We start from the raw sequence: 16818 nt of genomic DNA, 5'->3' as shown, positions 1-16818 counted from the left end.
TGATATTTGTTTACTTTTTAATCTATTTTATGATAATTATATTATATTATTGTGAATTGGAAAATATTTTTTGAATTTGAAAAATATAAAGATTATTAACTTTTTATAAGATATTTTAATGTTGTTATTGGTTTATTAGTTCATTTAATCATAATTATTATTTGTTTAAATTATTCTATTTTTTAATAAAAGTAAAATTGATAAAAAAAGTTGCCACTAAATTAAATTTTGATTTTTGTGGCAACTTTACAACATTTTTTATAATAAATTAATTTAATTTTTACAAATAAAACATCATGTTTTCAGTACTATAATATTGTTTGGAAATGAATAAAGGAGAATCATTATTTTCAAATTGTAAATCAGTGAATAAAAGAAGAGGTTTCCCTGTTTTTATATTTAATAACTTAGAGAGATCAATAGTTGCTGATGTAATTTCTAGTGATCTTTTTGATTCAATAGTATTTATTCCATGTCTTTTAAAAATTTCGAATAAAGATTCACTTAAATTCTCGTCAACTAAAAAAGTTAATTTTGGAGAATAAACATTATTTTCAACTACTGTTGGAACACCATCAATAGATCGTAGTCGCGTAGTAGTTAAAATTTGTGTATCTTTTGGGATATTAAAAAATTGACACTCTTTTTCATTTGGAAATTTGTATCCAAAATTAATTACTTCAGTAGTAGGAACTTTGTTCAAATTTCTACAGGATTCAGAAAATCCACTTAAATCATTAGCTTGAAAAACTGCTTTCTGTTTTGCAACAAAGGTACCTTTTCCTTGTTTTCTTATTAGTAATCCCTCGTCTGCCAATTCTTTCATTGCTAATCTTATCGTTATCCTACTAACTTTATATTTATTTATTAATTCCTGCTCTGAGGGTATTTTGTCTCCAACATTATAAATTCCATCTTTTATTTCTTCTGCAATTATGTGACTAACTTGTTTATATAAAGGGATTGCACTTGATTGGTTTATTTCCATGTAAATACTCCATTTATTTTAATATATTATTTGTTATATACTTATTAAGTCATTATATACTTATTATATTATTTTGTATAGTAAAATTTACTTTTTGGAATTCTTTCAAGACATATTATTTAAAAAAAATTTAAAGGGCAATTTTGTATTATCTTCAGAAAGTAAGTAATTAATTAAATTTTTTTTTAAAAAAGTCTATATATATGGTCTATTTTGTTTATTTATTTATGATTTTAAGAGTATATTGATATCAAAGAAGTAAAATTGTTATGAATATTAATAATTCTAAAAATGCAAATATGTATAGTGTTTTAATCTTATAATAAAAAAATTGACAGAATTAAATCCTTGAGTTATTATAAAACGTATTAAGATAATATATATTATTATTTTATTAGAATTAAGGAGAAAAAAAATGAAAAAGAAGTTGTTGTTATTTTTTATGGTAATGCTTTCTGCATCGATGGTTGTTTTTGCAAATGGAGATGGAGAAGTTAAAAATGATGAAATCGTGTTGAAATTTATTCATAAATTTCCTGAACCTCAAAGATTAGAATGCTTTAGTGAAATAATTAGTGATTTTGAAACATTAAATCCAAATATTAAAATCGAAATGTCTGCATATGGAGATGAAGAGATTAAGGATAAAACTCGTGTTCTATTAGGGAGTAATGAAGCTCCAGACATATTTTTTACTTGGAGTGGTGAAAGAGTGCAGCAATATGTAGATGAAGATATAGCTTTAAATTTAACTTCTTATTTAGAAAATGATTTAAGTTGGAAAAATAGTTTCAATCAATCAATTTTAGATTGTACAAAGAAACAAGGTTCTTATTGGGGTATTCCTTTTGATTATTCATCAAAAGAAATGATTTATAACAAAAAAGTTTTTGAAGATAATAATATTACAATTCCAAATACATGGGAGGAATTCCTAAAGGTTTGTGAAAAATTAAAAAATGCAGGAATAATCCCTGTTGCAATTGGTAATCAATATCCATGGGTTGTATGTCATTATTTAACAACATTAAATGTTAAATTAGTTCCTGAAGAAATTCTTCAAGCTAATTATTCTTTAGAAAATCCAAATTTTACAGATCCTGGTTATGTTCAAGCTTTTAATATGGTTCTTGATTTATATAATAAAGGATATACAAACTCAGATATTAATTCTTGTACTTATGAAATGTCAGAAGCTTTAGTAATTGAAGGAAAAGCAGCTATGTGTTATGACGAAACTCAAATTTTGTCAAAGTATGAAGAAAATCTTGGAGATAATTGGGGCTATTTCCATTTTCCAGAGATAGAAAATGCAAAAGGAGAAAGAAATTATATTACTGGTGGTCCTGATGTATTTATGGTTAATAGTAGTACTGAATATCCTGATGAATCAGTAAAGTTCTTAAAATATTTAACTAGCAAAGAAGTTCAAGCAAAGATTTGTAAAGATATTGCTTTCTTGCCTGTAGTAAAAGGAGCTGCAGATGAATCTAACTCATTACCTGAAACATTAGAAATAATTAATAATAATAGTGAGGCTCCAGGTATTGCAGAATGGTTGGATTGTGCTATGAATCAAACCGTAGCAAATGAATATTTGATTGGATGTCAAAATATTTTTAATGGTTCTAGTGCTGAAGAATTGATGGCAAATATTACAAAAGTAGCTAATCAAGAGAAATAATATGTTTAATGAGTTTATGCTGTTATGCATAAACTCATATTTTTAGGAAATAATATGAATATATATAATAACAAAAAATTGTTGCTTGTTTTCTTAATTCCTGCTTTATTTTTGGTAACGACTTTTATTTTTTATCCAGCTGCAATGAATTTGTATTACAGCTTATTTAAATGGAGTAGTTATTCAAAACATTTAAAGTTCGTTGGATTGTCAAATCTTTTAAAAATGATTAAAGATCCATTCGTTTGGGCAGCTATGAAAAATAATATATTATATGCAATTGTCTCACTAATTTTTCAAGTTTTTGGAGGATTAGTTTTTGCTCATTTAATTAATATATACATTGGTGGCACTAGAGCTTCAATAATGAGAGTGATTTTTTTCATTCCAGCGATTATATCAATTACAGCTATAGGTTTGTTATGGATGATCATTTATAGTCCTTCAATAGGCTTTTTAAATCCTTTCTTAGAAATGATAGGGTTAGGTAGATTTACTACAGATTGGTTAGGTAATAAAGATACTGCAATGATGTCTGTCATAATGGTTTCACAATGGCAATATATGGGTGAAATGGTGATGTTATTTACAGTTGGATTACAGAATGTACCAATGGAAATTTATGACTCAGCTAAAGTTGATGGAGCAAATGGAGTTCAAGTATTTTTTAAAATAACAATTCCTATGATTAAAGAAAATATTTTAATGAATATGACAATAACTATAATTGGTGCATTTATGGTTTTTGATGAAGTTTATGTTATGACAAGTGGTGGGCCCGGTCGAGCCACAGAGGTTTTGGCTACATTGTTATATAAAACTGGTTTTAGAATGGATAAAATGGGGTATGCAAGTAGTATTTCAGTTTTATTATTTATCATTACATTACTTTTATCATTAATTCAAATTAGATTGTTTAATGTAAAAGATACAATGGAGATTCAAAAATGAAGAAACTAAGTATTACAAAAATCTTAATGAATTTAATTATGATAATTACAATAGTAGTAATTTTGGTTCCTCTTTTTTGGATGTTTTTAGGTGGCTTTAAAACTGATGCTTTATTGTTTTCAAATCCATGGAAATTGCCTGAATCTTTTTCATTAGATAATTATATAAATGCTTGGAATTTATGTATTGGTGGGAATATGCTTAATAGTATTATATATACTGTAATTAGTACATTTATCGTTGTTATAGTTTCTGCAATTGCAGCTTTTGCTACATTAAGATTTAAATTTAAGTTAAAAATGCAATATTTTTTAATCATAATTGCAGGAATGATGGTTGCTCCTCAAAGTTCACTTATTCCAATATATAAATTGTTAATTAATTTAAATATTTATGATACTAGATTAGGTCTAATTCTTCCTTATATAGCTTTTAGGATTCCTTTTTCATATTTTTTAATGTGGACTTTTATTTCACGACTTCCAATTGATGTTGAAGAATCTGCATATTTGGAAGGGGCTTCAATATTAAAAATTTTTTTAAGAATAGTGCTACCAATGAGTAAGACAGCTTTAGTAACAACTGCAATAATGAGTGCTCGATTTATATGGAATGATTTTGTATTTGCATTAGTTTTTACAGAGGATGCAGGTTTAAAAAATATTCCGTTGGGTTTGTTTGCTTTAAGGTCGACAACAAATACTAATTGGACATTATTATTGGCTGGATTAGGACTTTCTTCGATTCCAATGCTAATAATTTATTTTGGAATGCAGAAGTATTTCGTTAATGATGCAAATGCTGGGGCAGTAAAAGGATAAGGTGAAGGAATGTTTTCGATAATATGTGTTGGGGATAATGTAGTTGATATTAATTATGATAGAAAAAAAATTTATCCTGGAGGGAATTGTGTAAATGTCGCAATTTATTCTCATATTTTGGGTTTTAAATCGGCCTATATTGGTGTTTTAGCTAATGATAAATATGCAGATATTTTAATTAAAGCTTTAGACTTTTATTCAATAGATAGAAATGAATGTATTATAAAAAATGGAGAAACAGGTAGGTGCGCTTGTCATTTAATAAATGGTGATAGAGTGATTGTTGATGAGAATGATTTAGGGTTAGTTAAATCAGATCCTTTGAAATTTAATTCTAAAATTAATGAGAAAATCTTGGAATATGATTTAATTCATACTAGTTGTTATAGTTTTATTGATGATCAATTAAAATTATTGTCTAAAACTCAAATTCCTATTGTTTATGATTTTTCAGTTGAATGGAATGAAAAAAGAATTGAGTTAATATGCCCAATTATTAATTATGCTTTATTTTCTGTAAAAAATAAAAAAGAATTTGAAGATAAGAAAGAATTGTTTAAAAACGTTGTATTAAAATATGGTTGTAAGCTTTCAATTGTTACTATGGGTATTGATGGAGCGTGGGTTTATAATGGGGAAAAAGAATATTTTAAAATTCCTTATAATCTTACAGGAGTCGTTTATGATACTACTGGTTGTGGTGATTCTTGGATTACAGGTTTTATTACTACCTATCAAAATGGAATAAATAATTTAAACAATATTTTAAAGACTAATACTCCTAATCCTATAATGAACAATGTAGATATTAGTAATTATATTGATACCTTAATTATTGAAAGTATGTGTAATGGTAATATGTTATCTGCATATATTGCACAATTGGAGGGAGCCTTTGGCTATTCTGAAAAGTTATCTAATTATTTTTAAATAAGTTTTCAGATTTGAGATAAGTTTATTGCTTTACAATATTATATTAGTACGTTATAATACGTTATATAATATTTTAATAAGGAGCTGAATGTATGTTTAATTTAAATGTACCTAGGTATGAAAAGGTTGTTGCTGATGCAATTTCTTTAAGACCAGAGATTGAAAAAGCTGTAGATGAAATTTGCACTAAAGGTTTTTCAAATATTTTCTTTATTGGATGTGGAGGAACTTATGCACATTCTTTACCAATGAAATATTGGTTGGATTCTTCATCAAATATTGAATCTCACGCTGTGATGGCAGCTGAATTCATGATTATGGGACATAAAAGATTTTCCAAAGATTCCATTTGCATTTTTTCTACAAGAAGTGGAAACACAAAAGAAATTGTAGAGGCGGCTGAATTTTGTAAAAATGCTGGAGCTAGAACAATGATTTATGTTTCAAATGATAATACTCCTGTATGCAAGTTTGCTGATTATAAATTCTATAGTTTTGCAGAAGATGATTGTTTATGTGAAGCAATATATACATATATGATTTTCACACTTTCAAGATTCATGAAAAATACAAATAGTTTTGGTGATTATGAAAAATTTGTTCAAGAATATGAATCTCTAGTACCTTATTTACTTAAAGCAAAAGAATATTATGAACCTCAAGCAAGCAAGATGGCAAAAGATTTAAAAGATTATAATTATCATATGGTTGTAGGATCTGGTATGCTTTGGGGAGAGGCTTATGATTATGCTATGTGTATATTAGAAGAAATGCAATGGTTAAAAACTAAATCAATACATGCTGCAGAATTTTTTCATGGGACGATTGAATTAGTAGAAAAAGATATGAGTATGATTTTATTGTATGGCGAGGATTCTACGACTCCATTGATGGATAGAGTAGTAAAATTTGCAAGCAATATAACTGATAAAATAAATATTTTTGATACTCGTAAGGTTGATTTGCCATTTTCTGAAAAGAAATTTAGAACTATTGTTTCTCCTTTAGTTATATATTCAATATTGGAACGTTTAAGTTGCCACTTGGAAAAAGAACGTGACCATAAATTGACAATAAGAAGATATTATAGGCAAATGGAATATTAACTTGAGAGTAATTTTTATTTAAATTTAAATCAACTATTCTAGTTTTAGAATAGTTGATTATATTTTAAATTAAAAGTGATTAAATTTTTTTTATTATTGTTATTATTGAATTTGCAACAATTTCTATTTTCAGCAATCTATCATTGTATCTTAAATTGCATTTCTTTTTAATATTTGATGTGTTTAATATTATAATTTTTATTGTTTTATCATCTTTTGCAGAGAGTACTTCAATATCTTTATCATAGGAAGATGATGCAATTATTATTGATGATTTTAATTGTTTAAAATGCTTTAAATAATGATATTCTTCATTAATAATTAATGAACTATAATCTTCATTTGTCATTATAGGGGAGATACAATAGTTATTAACGGTATTAGGCCCTCCTTGATAATTTAGTAGAAGATTCCAATCCATAAATATATCAAGCCCTGCTTTAATATCTCCAATAATTTCATGTGCATATCTTTGTGCATTTTGTAGAGAAGTATTACTTGTTTTGGTTAGTTCAATACAATTTTCAGTTGAGATTAATAGCAGTTTAGAATATTGCTTTTTTATCATTTCTAGTTGTTCAAAATGATCTCCAGTGTACCAATGAAATCCTATTGCTCCTAGGTATTTTTCTATTTCTTGTTCATTATTTAAATCTTTACATCTATTATAAGCACTATCTTTATTATGATCCCAACCTATGATTATTACATCTTCTAAATTATTTTCTTTTAATAATGGACCCAAGTATTTACTTATAAATTCTGCTTCTTCTTTTGCACTATATATACAAGAATCCCAAGTCTGTATTGCATTAGGTTCGTTTTGCGAAGATATAGCAAATACCTTGAAACCTCTTTTATTAAATTTCTGAATATATGATACTAAATAGGTTGCCCATTTTTGATAATATTCTTTCTTTAATTTCCCACCATTTACTCTATTATTATTATCCTTCATGTATTTTGGAGGAGACCAAGGTGCAAAGATTAATTTAATGTTATTATTTTTTGAATAAGCTTTTTCTATAAAAGGTAATATATATTTGCTTGCGTACTTTAATTCATAGGTTTCTATATCTTTTTCATTTTCAATTTCACTATATTGGCTAAGTGAAAAATCACAACTGTCTATTGGTACTCTCCCGTAGTTATAATTAAGGCCTTCTTTACTAAAATATAAATCTAATACTATATTTTGTTGAGTTGGAGATAATTTAGAAAATACATAACCAGCTGATTCACTAAAAGCTCCACCAAAGCCTCTAAATCGTTGTTTTTCAATATCAGCTTGTATATCTATTATATTATTTTCTTCATGATATATATCATCATTAACTTCTTTTGTTTCTTCAAAGGTTGTAAAAGAATTATCAAATGATGATGTACTAATAATCTTAACTTTCTCATAATTCTCATTAAAAGATATTTCATCAAAGTATAATTCACCGCTTATAGTATTTATTATGATATTGTTAATTTCTTGATTATTTATAATTTCTATTTTCTTTTCTATTAGTTCATTGGATTTTATTTGTAAAGTAGGGGTTTGTTTATTATTGTAATTTAAAAAGAAATCTCCAAAGCCTTTAACTTTTATGCTTATTGAATTTTTACCTTTCATTAATTTTATTTTATATTCAAGAGTTTCACTTTCATATTGTTTTACAAGTATTTTATCTTCAATACATTGTGCTTCCCCATTCATCTTTTGATAATTGGGTTTTCCCCTATGTCCATCTTTAAATACTAAATCTACCTTAGTAGATTCTCTAAAGTTTACAGTACTTTGATGATTATTTTTAATTTGATAATTATCAAAACCTTCTGCTGGAATTGTTAATGGAGCTTCTCTATTTAAGGAATTTATTACTTCATTATTTACTTTTACTTGGGTTAAATTTCTTAGTAGATTATCAAATATTGCTTTATAATCTAATGTTTCATCTTTATCTTTTGTTTCTAAATAAGTTAATACTTTATCCCAATTTTTAGGCTGATTAAATGATATAATAGAGTTGTGATTATCCATTTTTTTATAGGTCCAAAAGCTATAGTGAATATTTAATTTCTCATACATGGAAAAAGCTATAGTATACCAGTCTATATTGTTTTCTCCACCTTCTCCCATTAATAATGGAGTATTTAGTGTATTTGAATATTCTATATATTCACTAAGGCTTTCCATATCTGGATTATTCCAATATTTATGGAATTGTAGCATTATATTATTCTCTTTAACTTCTTCTTTACTGAGAGATTTAAATATTGAGAAATCAGATGCCCAATGTAGTCCTTCTAGTATTATTATATGTTTTTTATCTATTTCTCTTATTTCTTTTATAATTTCTCTATAAAGTGGAAGTACCATTTCATTATATTGACTAAAGAAGTTGGGTAGGGGTTCATTTAATAAATCATAACCTACTATTATTTCTTCATCTCTATAATGGATTGCTAATAATTTCCACATCTTTATTAATTGATCTCTATGGTTTTTATTAGTAAAAAGATCTGGGTGATCATTTATGCTATCATCAATGTTTTGACCAGTTTGTCCACCAGGGGCCCCATGCATATCGAGAATTACATATACTCCATATTTCTTACACCAAGTTATTGATCTATCTAATATTTCTAATATTGATTTATTAAAGAGAACTTCATTATTTTCTTTTATATCAAATAATATTCTTGAATTGAAAGGAATTCTAACACAGTTAAAGCCTTTATCTGCTATTAATTTTATATCGAATTCACTTATATATTTATCATAATATTCCTTAAAAAAATGAATAGAGTATTTCTCCCCACATAATTCATTTATTAACTTTTCTATACGTCTTGGTCTATCGCAGGATGTGTAGAACTTTAACATATATCCTTCAGGGATTAGCCAACCCCCAAGGCCAAAGCCTTTTAGATAAATTTCTCTATTATCTTTTATTAATTTTTTATCTTCTATTGTTATGAAATTCATATATTATCCTTTAAGAGCTCCATCTGATATTCCTTTTAATATTTCTTTTTGGAATATTGAGTAAAATACAATTACAGGTATTGCCGCTAGTATTAAGGAGCTTAATATAGCTGTCCAGTCACTACTATATTGTCCAAACAAAGTATTAGTAGAAAGCAGAAGCGTATACTTTTTATTATCAGAGATTACAATCAATGGTAATAAGAAGTCATTCCATATCCAAAGTAAATTGGTAATACATACTGTCATGGTTATTGGTTTTAATAGGGGAAGTATTATTTTTGTAAATACTTGATAGTCATTACATCCATCTATTATGCTAGCTTCTTCTAATTCTAATGGTATTCCTTTAACAAAGCCATGATATAGAAATATTGCCATACTTACTCCAAGCCCAGAATATACAAATCCAAAGCCAATTAGTGAGTTTTTTATATTAAGTGTTAACACTATTTTATAAAGTGGAATCATTATTGAGTTAAAAGGGATTAACATAGAGAATATAAATAATGAAAATAAGATTGATGATAACTTTGTTTTTGTTCTACAGAGTTTCCAACCTGCCATAGCAGAAAACACTATTATTAGTGTTACACCAATTGAGGATATTACTATTATATTAACCAAACTCCTAAAATAGTGCATTTTATTAAAGGTTCTTATGTAATTTTGATAGTTAAATTTTTTAGGTAATGCCATTACATTTGTTAGTAATTCACCATTTGTTTTAAAGGAATTTATTAATGCCATTAATAGGGGGAATATCCAAACTAATACTAATAATATTAGAAAGGTCCAAATTAATATTTGTTGTATTTTGATAAGCTTTTTCATAATTCAAGCTCCCTATTTTTCATCACTCTTATTTGTATTATTGTTATTATGAATACTAATAAAAATAGTATTGTTGATTTTGCAGTTGCATATCCAAATCTAATATTATTTTTAAAAGCTTCTTCGTATATGTTTATTGAAACTGATTGCGTAGCTCTCCCTGGTCCTCCTCCAGTTAAGGAAAATATTACATCAAATACTTGGAATCCAGCATTTAAAGTCCAGAATATACAGATAGTTAGAGCAGGTCTTATCATTGGCATTATTATTTTTATAAAACAAGTCCATGAGGAGGCTCCATCTAGATATGCTGATTCTTTTATTTGAGAAGGAATTCCTTGTAGAGCAGCTATATAAATTATCATTAAGTAGCCGACCATTGCCCAGGAAGATACTATTATAATGGCAACAAAACTCCATTTTGGATCTCCAATCCAAGAATGATCTAAAAATTTTAAGCCAAAATTATCTGCAAAGTAGTAGAGAACTTTTGTGAATATAAACATCCACATGTAGCCTCCAATTATCATGCTAATCATATTTGGCAAATAAAATAAGGTTCTAAATAGGCCTTTTGCTTTTTTTAGAGATTCAATTAAATTTGCTAATAATAAGGCTAAAACATTAGCAACTATTACCATTACTAATACATATTTTAATGTAAAAACAATAGAGTTCCAAAAATATGTATCACTTATTAATTCTATAAAATTATTAATTCCAATTATATTGTATTCTTTATTTAATCCATTCCAATCTGTGAAAGAAAAGAAAATCCCGATGATTGCTGGTAGTAGTTTAAAAACCATATAAACAATCAAAGCTGGTAATGTGAATATTAAAAGATTAATATTTTGATTTGATTTAGATTTCATCATATACCCCTGAAAAACATAAACGGGAAAATGCTTTCCCGTTTATATTGTTTGAAACTTTTAATTATTAAGTTTATTTGCTTCTTTAAAAGTTTTATCTAATCTTTCTATGATTTGATCTAAAGTAACGGATTTTACATAATATTCTTGTAGTAATTTACCTTGTTCATTAGTAACTGAAGAAGGAAGAACTAAATCTTGGTATGCTTGTCCTTTTGCAACATAAGCAGAAGCATCTTTTACCCAAGATGAAGATTCAAATTTATGACTTGTAGCAACTGGATTAAATCCACAGCTTTCAAATAGAGCTGATGAATCTTTATCATCAAGTACATAATTTGCAAACTTTAAGGCAAGGCTTTTTTCACTACTTCCTGGATATACTCCAAGAGTTGTTGAAGTTGAAAGATTTACTTTTGCACATTTTGGATTTTCGTTTACTGGAAGAGCGAATACACCTAAGTTCATATCTGGGTTTGTACTCATGATAGTGCCTGATGCCCAAGTTCCTTGAACAAACATTGCAGCTTTTCCCATTGCAAATTCTGCTGCTCCAGATTCTGATCCTTGTTCCATTGCTCTCTTGGTTCCGTTGTTCATGATAACATCAATTACATCAAAAATTTCTCTCATTTCTTCATAACTGCCATTATCATTATACATTCTAGTAAGCCAATCAGGTACTTCAGTTGTTACTTTTCCACCTAATAAAAGTGCTGTCATTAATTGAGGAACCCATTGTTCTTGGAAAGCTAACATGAATGGGGTATATCCATTAGCTTCTAATACTGAACAAACATTTTTTAATTCACTTAATGTATTTGGTGCTTCTAGTCCACACTTTTCAAAGATGTCTTTATTATATAAAGTTGACCAAGCTTGACTTTCAATTGGAACTGCTAACATTTTTCCATCTACAACAACAGTATCTTTTACATTGTCAAAAACTTTAGTTGCTAATTCTTGATTTGAAAGATCTTCTAAATTTCCAGCTTTGTAATAGGTTCTGATATTATTGCTATGAAGTGTATATAAATCTGGGGCATCATCTCCAGCAAGTCTAGCTTGTAATACACTTTCATATTGATCACTGCTAGGCATTTCTAAGTTTATTTTTACTTTAATATTTTCTTCTTTAAGCATTTTGTCTTCAAATTGTCTACAATAGGTTTCCCATTGATCCATAAATCTTGGAAAGCTCATCATGATATCCAATTCGACTTCTTTTACTGGTTGACTTACAGTTGCTTCCTTTTGTCCAGCTGCAAATAATCCAAAAACACTAAATAAGCTAAGTGTTAAAATAATTATTTTTTTCATTTCTACCTCCTAATCCAAATTTCTAAGGACTTTTTTGTTTATATAAAGAGCTTAAACCCAAACATATGGAAAGGGTGTAGTTTAAATTAATCAGTTTCATTGTGTTTTTTTAATGTTGATCTAATATCAGTTGGTGTTTTTTCATAATACTTTTTAAAGGTTTTATAAAAGTGAGCATGATCAAAAAAGCCTGAAGCCTCTGGAATATCTTTAAGGGGTATATTTAAATCTAAAACTAATTTCATAGCTTTTTCCATTCTAAGTTGTATTATGAATTTAGAGAAAGAAATTTTATATTCATCTTTAAAGAGTTTACTTAAATACTCTTTACTGATTGAAAAAATATCAGCTGTTTTCTCTAATGATATTTCATCTAAATAGTTTAATAATATATATTCTTTTACTTTTGATATGTCTAATTTATTTCTTTTATTTTTGTACTCAATTATTTTACTATTAGCTTCAATATATAATTCTTTTAAGTAAGTTAACATTCTGATGAATTTAGTATCATCACCAAAAACAAAGGAAGTATATTTGGTTGAAAATATTTGTTTATACTGATACCCACAGCTAGTTATATAGTTTTGTAAATTATTTAATAGTCGATAATAAAAATAGATTAAAAAATCATGTCTTTGAATTTGAGTAAATTTTACTTCAATTTCTTTTTCTAGTTGATTGAATTCATCAATTAGTTTTTCTTGAGAATTAGAGAGTAGGGCCTCATTAATCCAGGTTAATCTGTAATCAATATATTTAGCATATTCCATTGATACGAAATTTAAATCAAAGCCAATTTTTGTTTCTTTTCTTTTTTGTTTTATTTTATTTACGCAGGTTTCAAATTGTTTGTTTAAAACCTCAGGTTTTACTGGTTTTAATATATAATCACTTACTCCGAGTCGTAATGCATTCTGTACATAATGAAAATCATCATACCCAGAAATCATAATAAGTAAACAATCAAAGCCATTGTCTTTTATTGTTTGTATTAATTGGAGCCCATTAATTCTAGGCATACATACATCAGTAATTACTATATCAGGATTTGTTCTTTTTATTATTTCAAAACCGAATTCTCCATCGGAAGCTTCTCCTACAACTTCTAATTCTAGCTCTTCCCAATTACCAATTCCTTTTATTACTTCACGAGTCCATTTTTCATCATCTATTATTACAACTTTATAACTCATCTCTTTCCTTTTTCCCTTCAGCTTTTTTTGAATAAAGTCTCAGTATTATTTGAGTACCACCTTCATTTGGGCAGATTACTTTTAATCCATAATTTGGATTTGAACAGAATAATTGAATTCTTGAATTTACATTACTTAATCCTATGTGAGAATTTTTATCTAGTGTTTTAGTTGGAGCTTTTTTCATTAGTTTATTTAGCTTTTTACATTCTTCTTCACTGATTCCAATTCCATTATCGCTAAATATTATTTCTATATTATTATCATCAATTCTTTTACCTTGAATTGTAATTTCCCATTTGCCTTTCTTTTGAGAGAGTCCATGAGAAAAACTATTTTCAATTATTGGTTGAAATATAAGCTTTGGGATATGGCAATCTAAAATGTCTTGTGGAAAATCTATTTTGTAAGTTAATTTATTAGGGAATCTCATATCTTGAATTGAGAGATAGCTTTTTAGATAGGTTAGTTCTTCTGAAATTGGGACAGAATCTTTTGAGAAATTTAATGAGTATCTTAGTATATCGCTTAAGTTTAGTGTCATTTCATAGATATCCATCATTTGTCTTGATACTGCCATTCCTCCAATTACTTGAAGTGAGTTATACATAAAATGTGGATTAATTTGTGCTTGTAAAGCTTTAAGTTGAGCTTCTCTTTTTTCAATTTGAGTTTGATATTTATCAGCAATTAAATTATGGTTTTTTTTAGCCATTGTTATAAAACTTTCATTTAGTGTGTCTATTTCATCTTTATTGTTTTTAATTTCTATTTTCAAGTTTTCTTTTAATGATTCTGGTTCATCAATGGTTAGATTTTTAACTCTATTTGAGAGACTAATTATTGGTTTTGTAATATATCTTGAGAATATAAATACAAATATAACTGAAACAAAGAGAGTGATGATAGTAATGATAAAACCGACCATACCCGATTTAAATTGAGCTTCTTTTATTACATCATTAGGTATCTTAAATACAACTTCCATTTTATCTTTACTTACTGAGTTATAAAACCAATAGGCATTATTGCTAAATAATTCACTTGCCTCTTGTGCTTTCATATTGTTTTTTATGTTTATTATATCTTTTGTAGTTTCACTGATTCCTTTTCCTTCAGAAGATAGTAAGATTTCATTTTGATCATTAAATATTATTACACTCTCATCATTTGTCATTTTTATATCATCAATAATATCTTGAAGGTAGTAGGGCCTTATATGAACAACCATTAGTGCAATTGGTTGCTTATTTTCGAATTTAAAGAATTGATGAATTGCAAGAATTTCTCTACCTTCTTTTATGAAAACAACATTAGATTGTTTATCAAGGTCTCTTGATTGCCAAGAATCTAGTTTATCTCCAATATCTTCAAGCGAAGCTCCGCTTCTAGCGCATACTAATACTTCATCTCTTTTGTAGTTATATAATTCAATTGCATTAATTGAACTATTTAAGTTTATTTTTGAATTCATAAAGGAAATTAATTCCCACTGGCTTTCATAATTTAATTCATTACCTTCATAGCACCAATTCTCAATTTTATCATTCATAGAACTAACTATTTCAAATTGATAAAATAAATTACTATATTCATCTATTTCTAAATCAAGCCTATCTTTCAACCAACCAATACTCATTCTCCTGTTATATATAAGTTGTTCTTCCATTGATTTAAAAGTTATCTGTAGAGAGGTGATAGTAATAATTATTATAGGGATAATTACTGCACATAGCATGCCTATTAATAATTTCTTTCTAATAGAGCGTTTTTTAATAAACATATAGTGTTTTTCTCCCATTTTATTTTATTTTTTGTTGTGTGCTTAAGATTTGAGTACAATTAATAATTATAAGGGGAATATCAATTAATTCAAGTTAATATTATTTTTAGCTAAATTTGTAGCATTCTTCCTAAATTATATTTTTTGATAGGGCTAAATATACTAGAGTGATGAATTTTGAGAAAAAATAAAATTTGACAACTAAAAAAGAGCGTGATATCATTAATTTGATAAAACGTTTTAGCAAAATTTAAGCATATGTTAAATCGTTTTATCATAGGATGAAAAAATGGCTGAAGTAAACTTAAAAAAAATTGCAGAAGAGGCGGGTGTTTCAATAACACTTGTATCTTTAGTACTAAATAATAAAAAAACCAGGGTATCAAAAACAACAAAACAGAGAATTCTTGATACTGCTAAAAAATATAATTATGTTCCAAACAGATTAGCTAGCGGATTAAAATCTAAGAAAACTCATATTATTGCAATACTAGCTCCTTTTACTCCAAATGGGTTTTTTAGTGAATTGATATATTACATAGAAAGAAGAGCTATGAAGAAAGGATATATTGCTGTTGTAATAAATACTTTCCATGATCCAAAAAAAGAAGAAGAATCATTAACTCTATATAAATCTAATCTATATGATGGAATGTTAATATCATCTTTATCTAATTCTTCTTCAAAAAATGTTTATAAGGATATGAAAGAATCTGAATTTCCTTTTGTCTTTATCGATAGATATACTAAAAATATTAATGCAGATATTGTTTCTTCTGATCATTATAAAGTCAGTTATGATATGACAACTAAAGCCCTAAATAAAGGTGGGGATAATATTTTATTCCTTTATAGAAAAAATCAAGTTATAACTTCTACTGCAGAATTAAGAATGAAAGGGTATCGTGATGCTATAAAAGCAGCTTCTAAAGAGCCATTAATGCAAACTTTTACTTTATCTGATGAAGTTAAAAGCCCAAAAACAAATCTTTGTGAAAAACTAAATCAAATAGAAGAATCTTTTGATTCTGTTTTCCTTTATTCTGGTTATTATTTGCCTTATTTCTTAGAAGCTTTAAATAAATCAAAATTTAAAGATAAAACCTTAAATATATACACTGTTGACTCAATTGATTTAGATCAAAGTTGGCTTGGTAGTTTAAACCAAGTTGAAAGATTAAATAATCACTTTGTTACTGTTATCCAGGATATAAAAGCAATAGCTGAAACAGCAACTGATAGGTTAGTCGATAAAATCGAAAATAACTTAGATCTTGAAGATAATAAAGAAATATTCATTCCAACAACATATTTTGAAGGATGATTAAATAAAAGACGGGAAACCGAAAA

13 protein-coding genes are annotated in these 16818 nt (G+C 26.9%); 6 read left to right on the top strand and 7 right to left on the bottom strand.

The features are described 5' to 3' along the window. Positions 1 to 280 precede the first annotated feature (280 nt). The gene (locus tag ACZ5RS_RS12650; protein ID WP_464636010.1) at positions 281 to 988 is read right to left on the bottom strand and encodes a GntR family transcriptional regulator; all 708 of its coding nucleotides are present in this window, start codon (positions 986 to 988) and stop codon (positions 281 to 283) included. Between the two features lie 415 nt (positions 989 to 1403). Here ACZ5RS_RS12650 and ACZ5RS_RS12645 point away from each other — a divergent pair, with 415 nt between their 5' ends. The 5 genes from ACZ5RS_RS12645 (at position 1404) to ACZ5RS_RS12625 (ending at position 6483) form a co-directional block, all read left to right on the top strand. Next, positions 1404 to 2672, top strand: coding sequence for an ABC transporter substrate-binding protein (locus ACZ5RS_RS12645; protein WP_464636008.1), 1269 nt, complete (start codon positions 1404 to 1406; stop codon positions 2670 to 2672). Between the two features lie 54 nt (positions 2673 to 2726). Continuing rightward, a complete protein-coding gene (locus ACZ5RS_RS12640) occupies positions 2727 to 3623 on the top strand; it encodes a carbohydrate ABC transporter permease (protein ID WP_464636006.1) in 897 nt (298 codons plus the stop codon). Further along, positions 3620 to 4444, top strand: a complete 825-nt coding sequence (locus ACZ5RS_RS12635; RefSeq protein WP_464636004.1) for a carbohydrate ABC transporter permease — start codon at positions 3620 to 3622, stop codon at positions 4442 to 4444. Before ACZ5RS_RS12640 ends, ACZ5RS_RS12635 begins: the two co-directional genes overlap by 4 nt. Before the next feature lie 9 nt (positions 4445 to 4453). Then, positions 4454 to 5374, top strand: a complete 921-nt coding sequence (locus tag ACZ5RS_RS12630) for a PfkB family carbohydrate kinase (RefSeq protein WP_464636002.1) — start codon at positions 4454 to 4456, stop codon at positions 5372 to 5374. A 95-nt stretch (positions 5375 to 5469) separates the two neighbouring features. Then, on the top strand, positions 5470 to 6483 hold the full coding sequence (locus ACZ5RS_RS12625) for an SIS domain-containing protein (RefSeq protein ID WP_464636000.1): 1014 nt from the start codon (positions 5470 to 5472) through the stop codon (positions 6481 to 6483). A gap of 79 nt (positions 6484 to 6562) precedes the next feature. On the opposite strand, the gene ACZ5RS_RS12620 is transcribed toward ACZ5RS_RS12625, so the two are convergent. From ACZ5RS_RS12620 to ACZ5RS_RS12595, 6 genes are all read right to left on the bottom strand, one after another. Beyond that, positions 6563 to 9460, bottom strand: a complete 2898-nt coding sequence (locus tag ACZ5RS_RS12620; RefSeq protein ID WP_464635998.1) for a cellulase family glycosylhydrolase — start codon at positions 9458 to 9460, stop codon at positions 6563 to 6565. Between the two features lie 3 nt (positions 9461 to 9463). Then, complete coding sequence (locus tag ACZ5RS_RS12615; protein ID WP_464635996.1) at positions 9464 to 10294, bottom strand: carbohydrate ABC transporter permease; 831 nt, start codon at positions 10292 to 10294, stop codon at positions 9464 to 9466. Continuing rightward, positions 10291 to 11169, bottom strand: coding sequence for a carbohydrate ABC transporter permease (locus ACZ5RS_RS12610; protein ID WP_464635994.1), 879 nt, complete (start codon positions 11167 to 11169; stop codon positions 10291 to 10293). The genes ACZ5RS_RS12615 and ACZ5RS_RS12610 overlap by 4 nt, the downstream gene beginning before the upstream one ends. Before the next feature lie 60 nt (positions 11170 to 11229). Then, positions 11230 to 12489 carry an ABC transporter substrate-binding protein gene (locus tag ACZ5RS_RS12605; protein WP_464635992.1) on the bottom strand — a complete coding sequence of 420 codons (1260 nt, stop codon included), beginning with the start codon at positions 12487 to 12489 and terminating at the stop codon, positions 11230 to 11232. Between the two features lie 86 nt (positions 12490 to 12575). Continuing rightward, positions 12576 to 13685: a response regulator transcription factor gene (locus tag ACZ5RS_RS12600; protein WP_464635990.1), complete on the bottom strand. Its 1110-nt coding sequence runs from the start codon at positions 13683 to 13685 to the stop codon at positions 12576 to 12578. Next, entirely contained in the window at positions 13675 to 15468 is a 1794-nt protein-coding gene (locus ACZ5RS_RS12595) for a sensor histidine kinase (protein ID WP_464635989.1), read from the bottom strand. The genes ACZ5RS_RS12600 and ACZ5RS_RS12595 overlap by 11 nt, the downstream gene beginning before the upstream one ends. Positions 15469 to 15757: 289 nt before the next feature. On the opposite strand from ACZ5RS_RS12595, the gene ACZ5RS_RS12590 reads away from it, so the two are divergent. Next, a complete protein-coding gene (locus ACZ5RS_RS12590) occupies positions 15758 to 16792 on the top strand; it encodes a LacI family DNA-binding transcriptional regulator (RefSeq protein WP_464635987.1) in 1035 nt (344 codons plus the stop codon). The last annotated feature ends 26 nt before the right edge of the window (positions 16793 to 16818 follow it).

Source organism: Pleomorphochaeta caudata, assembly GCF_055395745.1.
This window is presented reverse-complemented; position numbering and strand designations above follow the sequence as displayed.

Bases quoted from the DNA above. Each gene is read 5' to 3' on its own strand.
- ACZ5RS_RS12615 (WP_464635996.1), bottom strand. From the start codon at position 10,294: ATGAAAAAGCTTATCAAAATACAACAAATATTAATTTGGACCTTTCTA.
- ACZ5RS_RS12640 (WP_464636006.1), top strand. From the start codon at position 2,727: ATGAATATATATAATAACAAAAAATTGTTGCTTGTTTTCTTAATTCCT.
- ACZ5RS_RS12645 (WP_464636008.1), top strand. From the start codon at position 1,404: ATGAAAAAGAAGTTGTTGTTATTTTTTATGGTAATGCTTTCTGCATCG.
- ACZ5RS_RS12630 (WP_464636002.1), top strand. From the start codon at position 4,454: ATGTTTTCGATAATATGTGTTGGGGATAATGTAGTTGATATTAATTAT.
- ACZ5RS_RS12605 (WP_464635992.1), bottom strand. From the start codon at position 12,489: ATGAAAAAAATAATTATTTTAACACTTAGCTTATTTAGTGTTTTTGGA.
- ACZ5RS_RS12650 (WP_464636010.1), bottom strand. From the start codon at position 988: ATGGAAATAAACCAATCAAGTGCAATCCCTTTATATAAACAAGTTAGT.
- ACZ5RS_RS12625 (WP_464636000.1), top strand. From the start codon at position 5,470: ATGTTTAATTTAAATGTACCTAGGTATGAAAAGGTTGTTGCTGATGCA.
- ACZ5RS_RS12620 (WP_464635998.1), bottom strand. From the start codon at position 9,460: ATGAATTTCATAACAATAGAAGATAAAAAATTAATAAAAGATAATAGA.
- ACZ5RS_RS12635 (WP_464636004.1), top strand. From the start codon at position 3,620: ATGAAGAAACTAAGTATTACAAAAATCTTAATGAATTTAATTATGATA.
- ACZ5RS_RS12600 (WP_464635990.1), bottom strand. From the start codon at position 13,685: ATGAGTTATAAAGTTGTAATAATAGATGATGAAAAATGGACTCGTGAA.
- ACZ5RS_RS12595 (WP_464635989.1), bottom strand. From the start codon at position 15,468: ATGTTTATTAAAAAACGCTCTATTAGAAAGAAATTATTAATAGGCATG.
- ACZ5RS_RS12610 (WP_464635994.1), bottom strand. From the start codon at position 11,169: ATGAAATCTAAATCAAATCAAAATATTAATCTTTTAATATTCACATTA.
- ACZ5RS_RS12590 (WP_464635987.1), top strand. From the start codon at position 15,758: ATGGCTGAAGTAAACTTAAAAAAAATTGCAGAAGAGGCGGGTGTTTCA.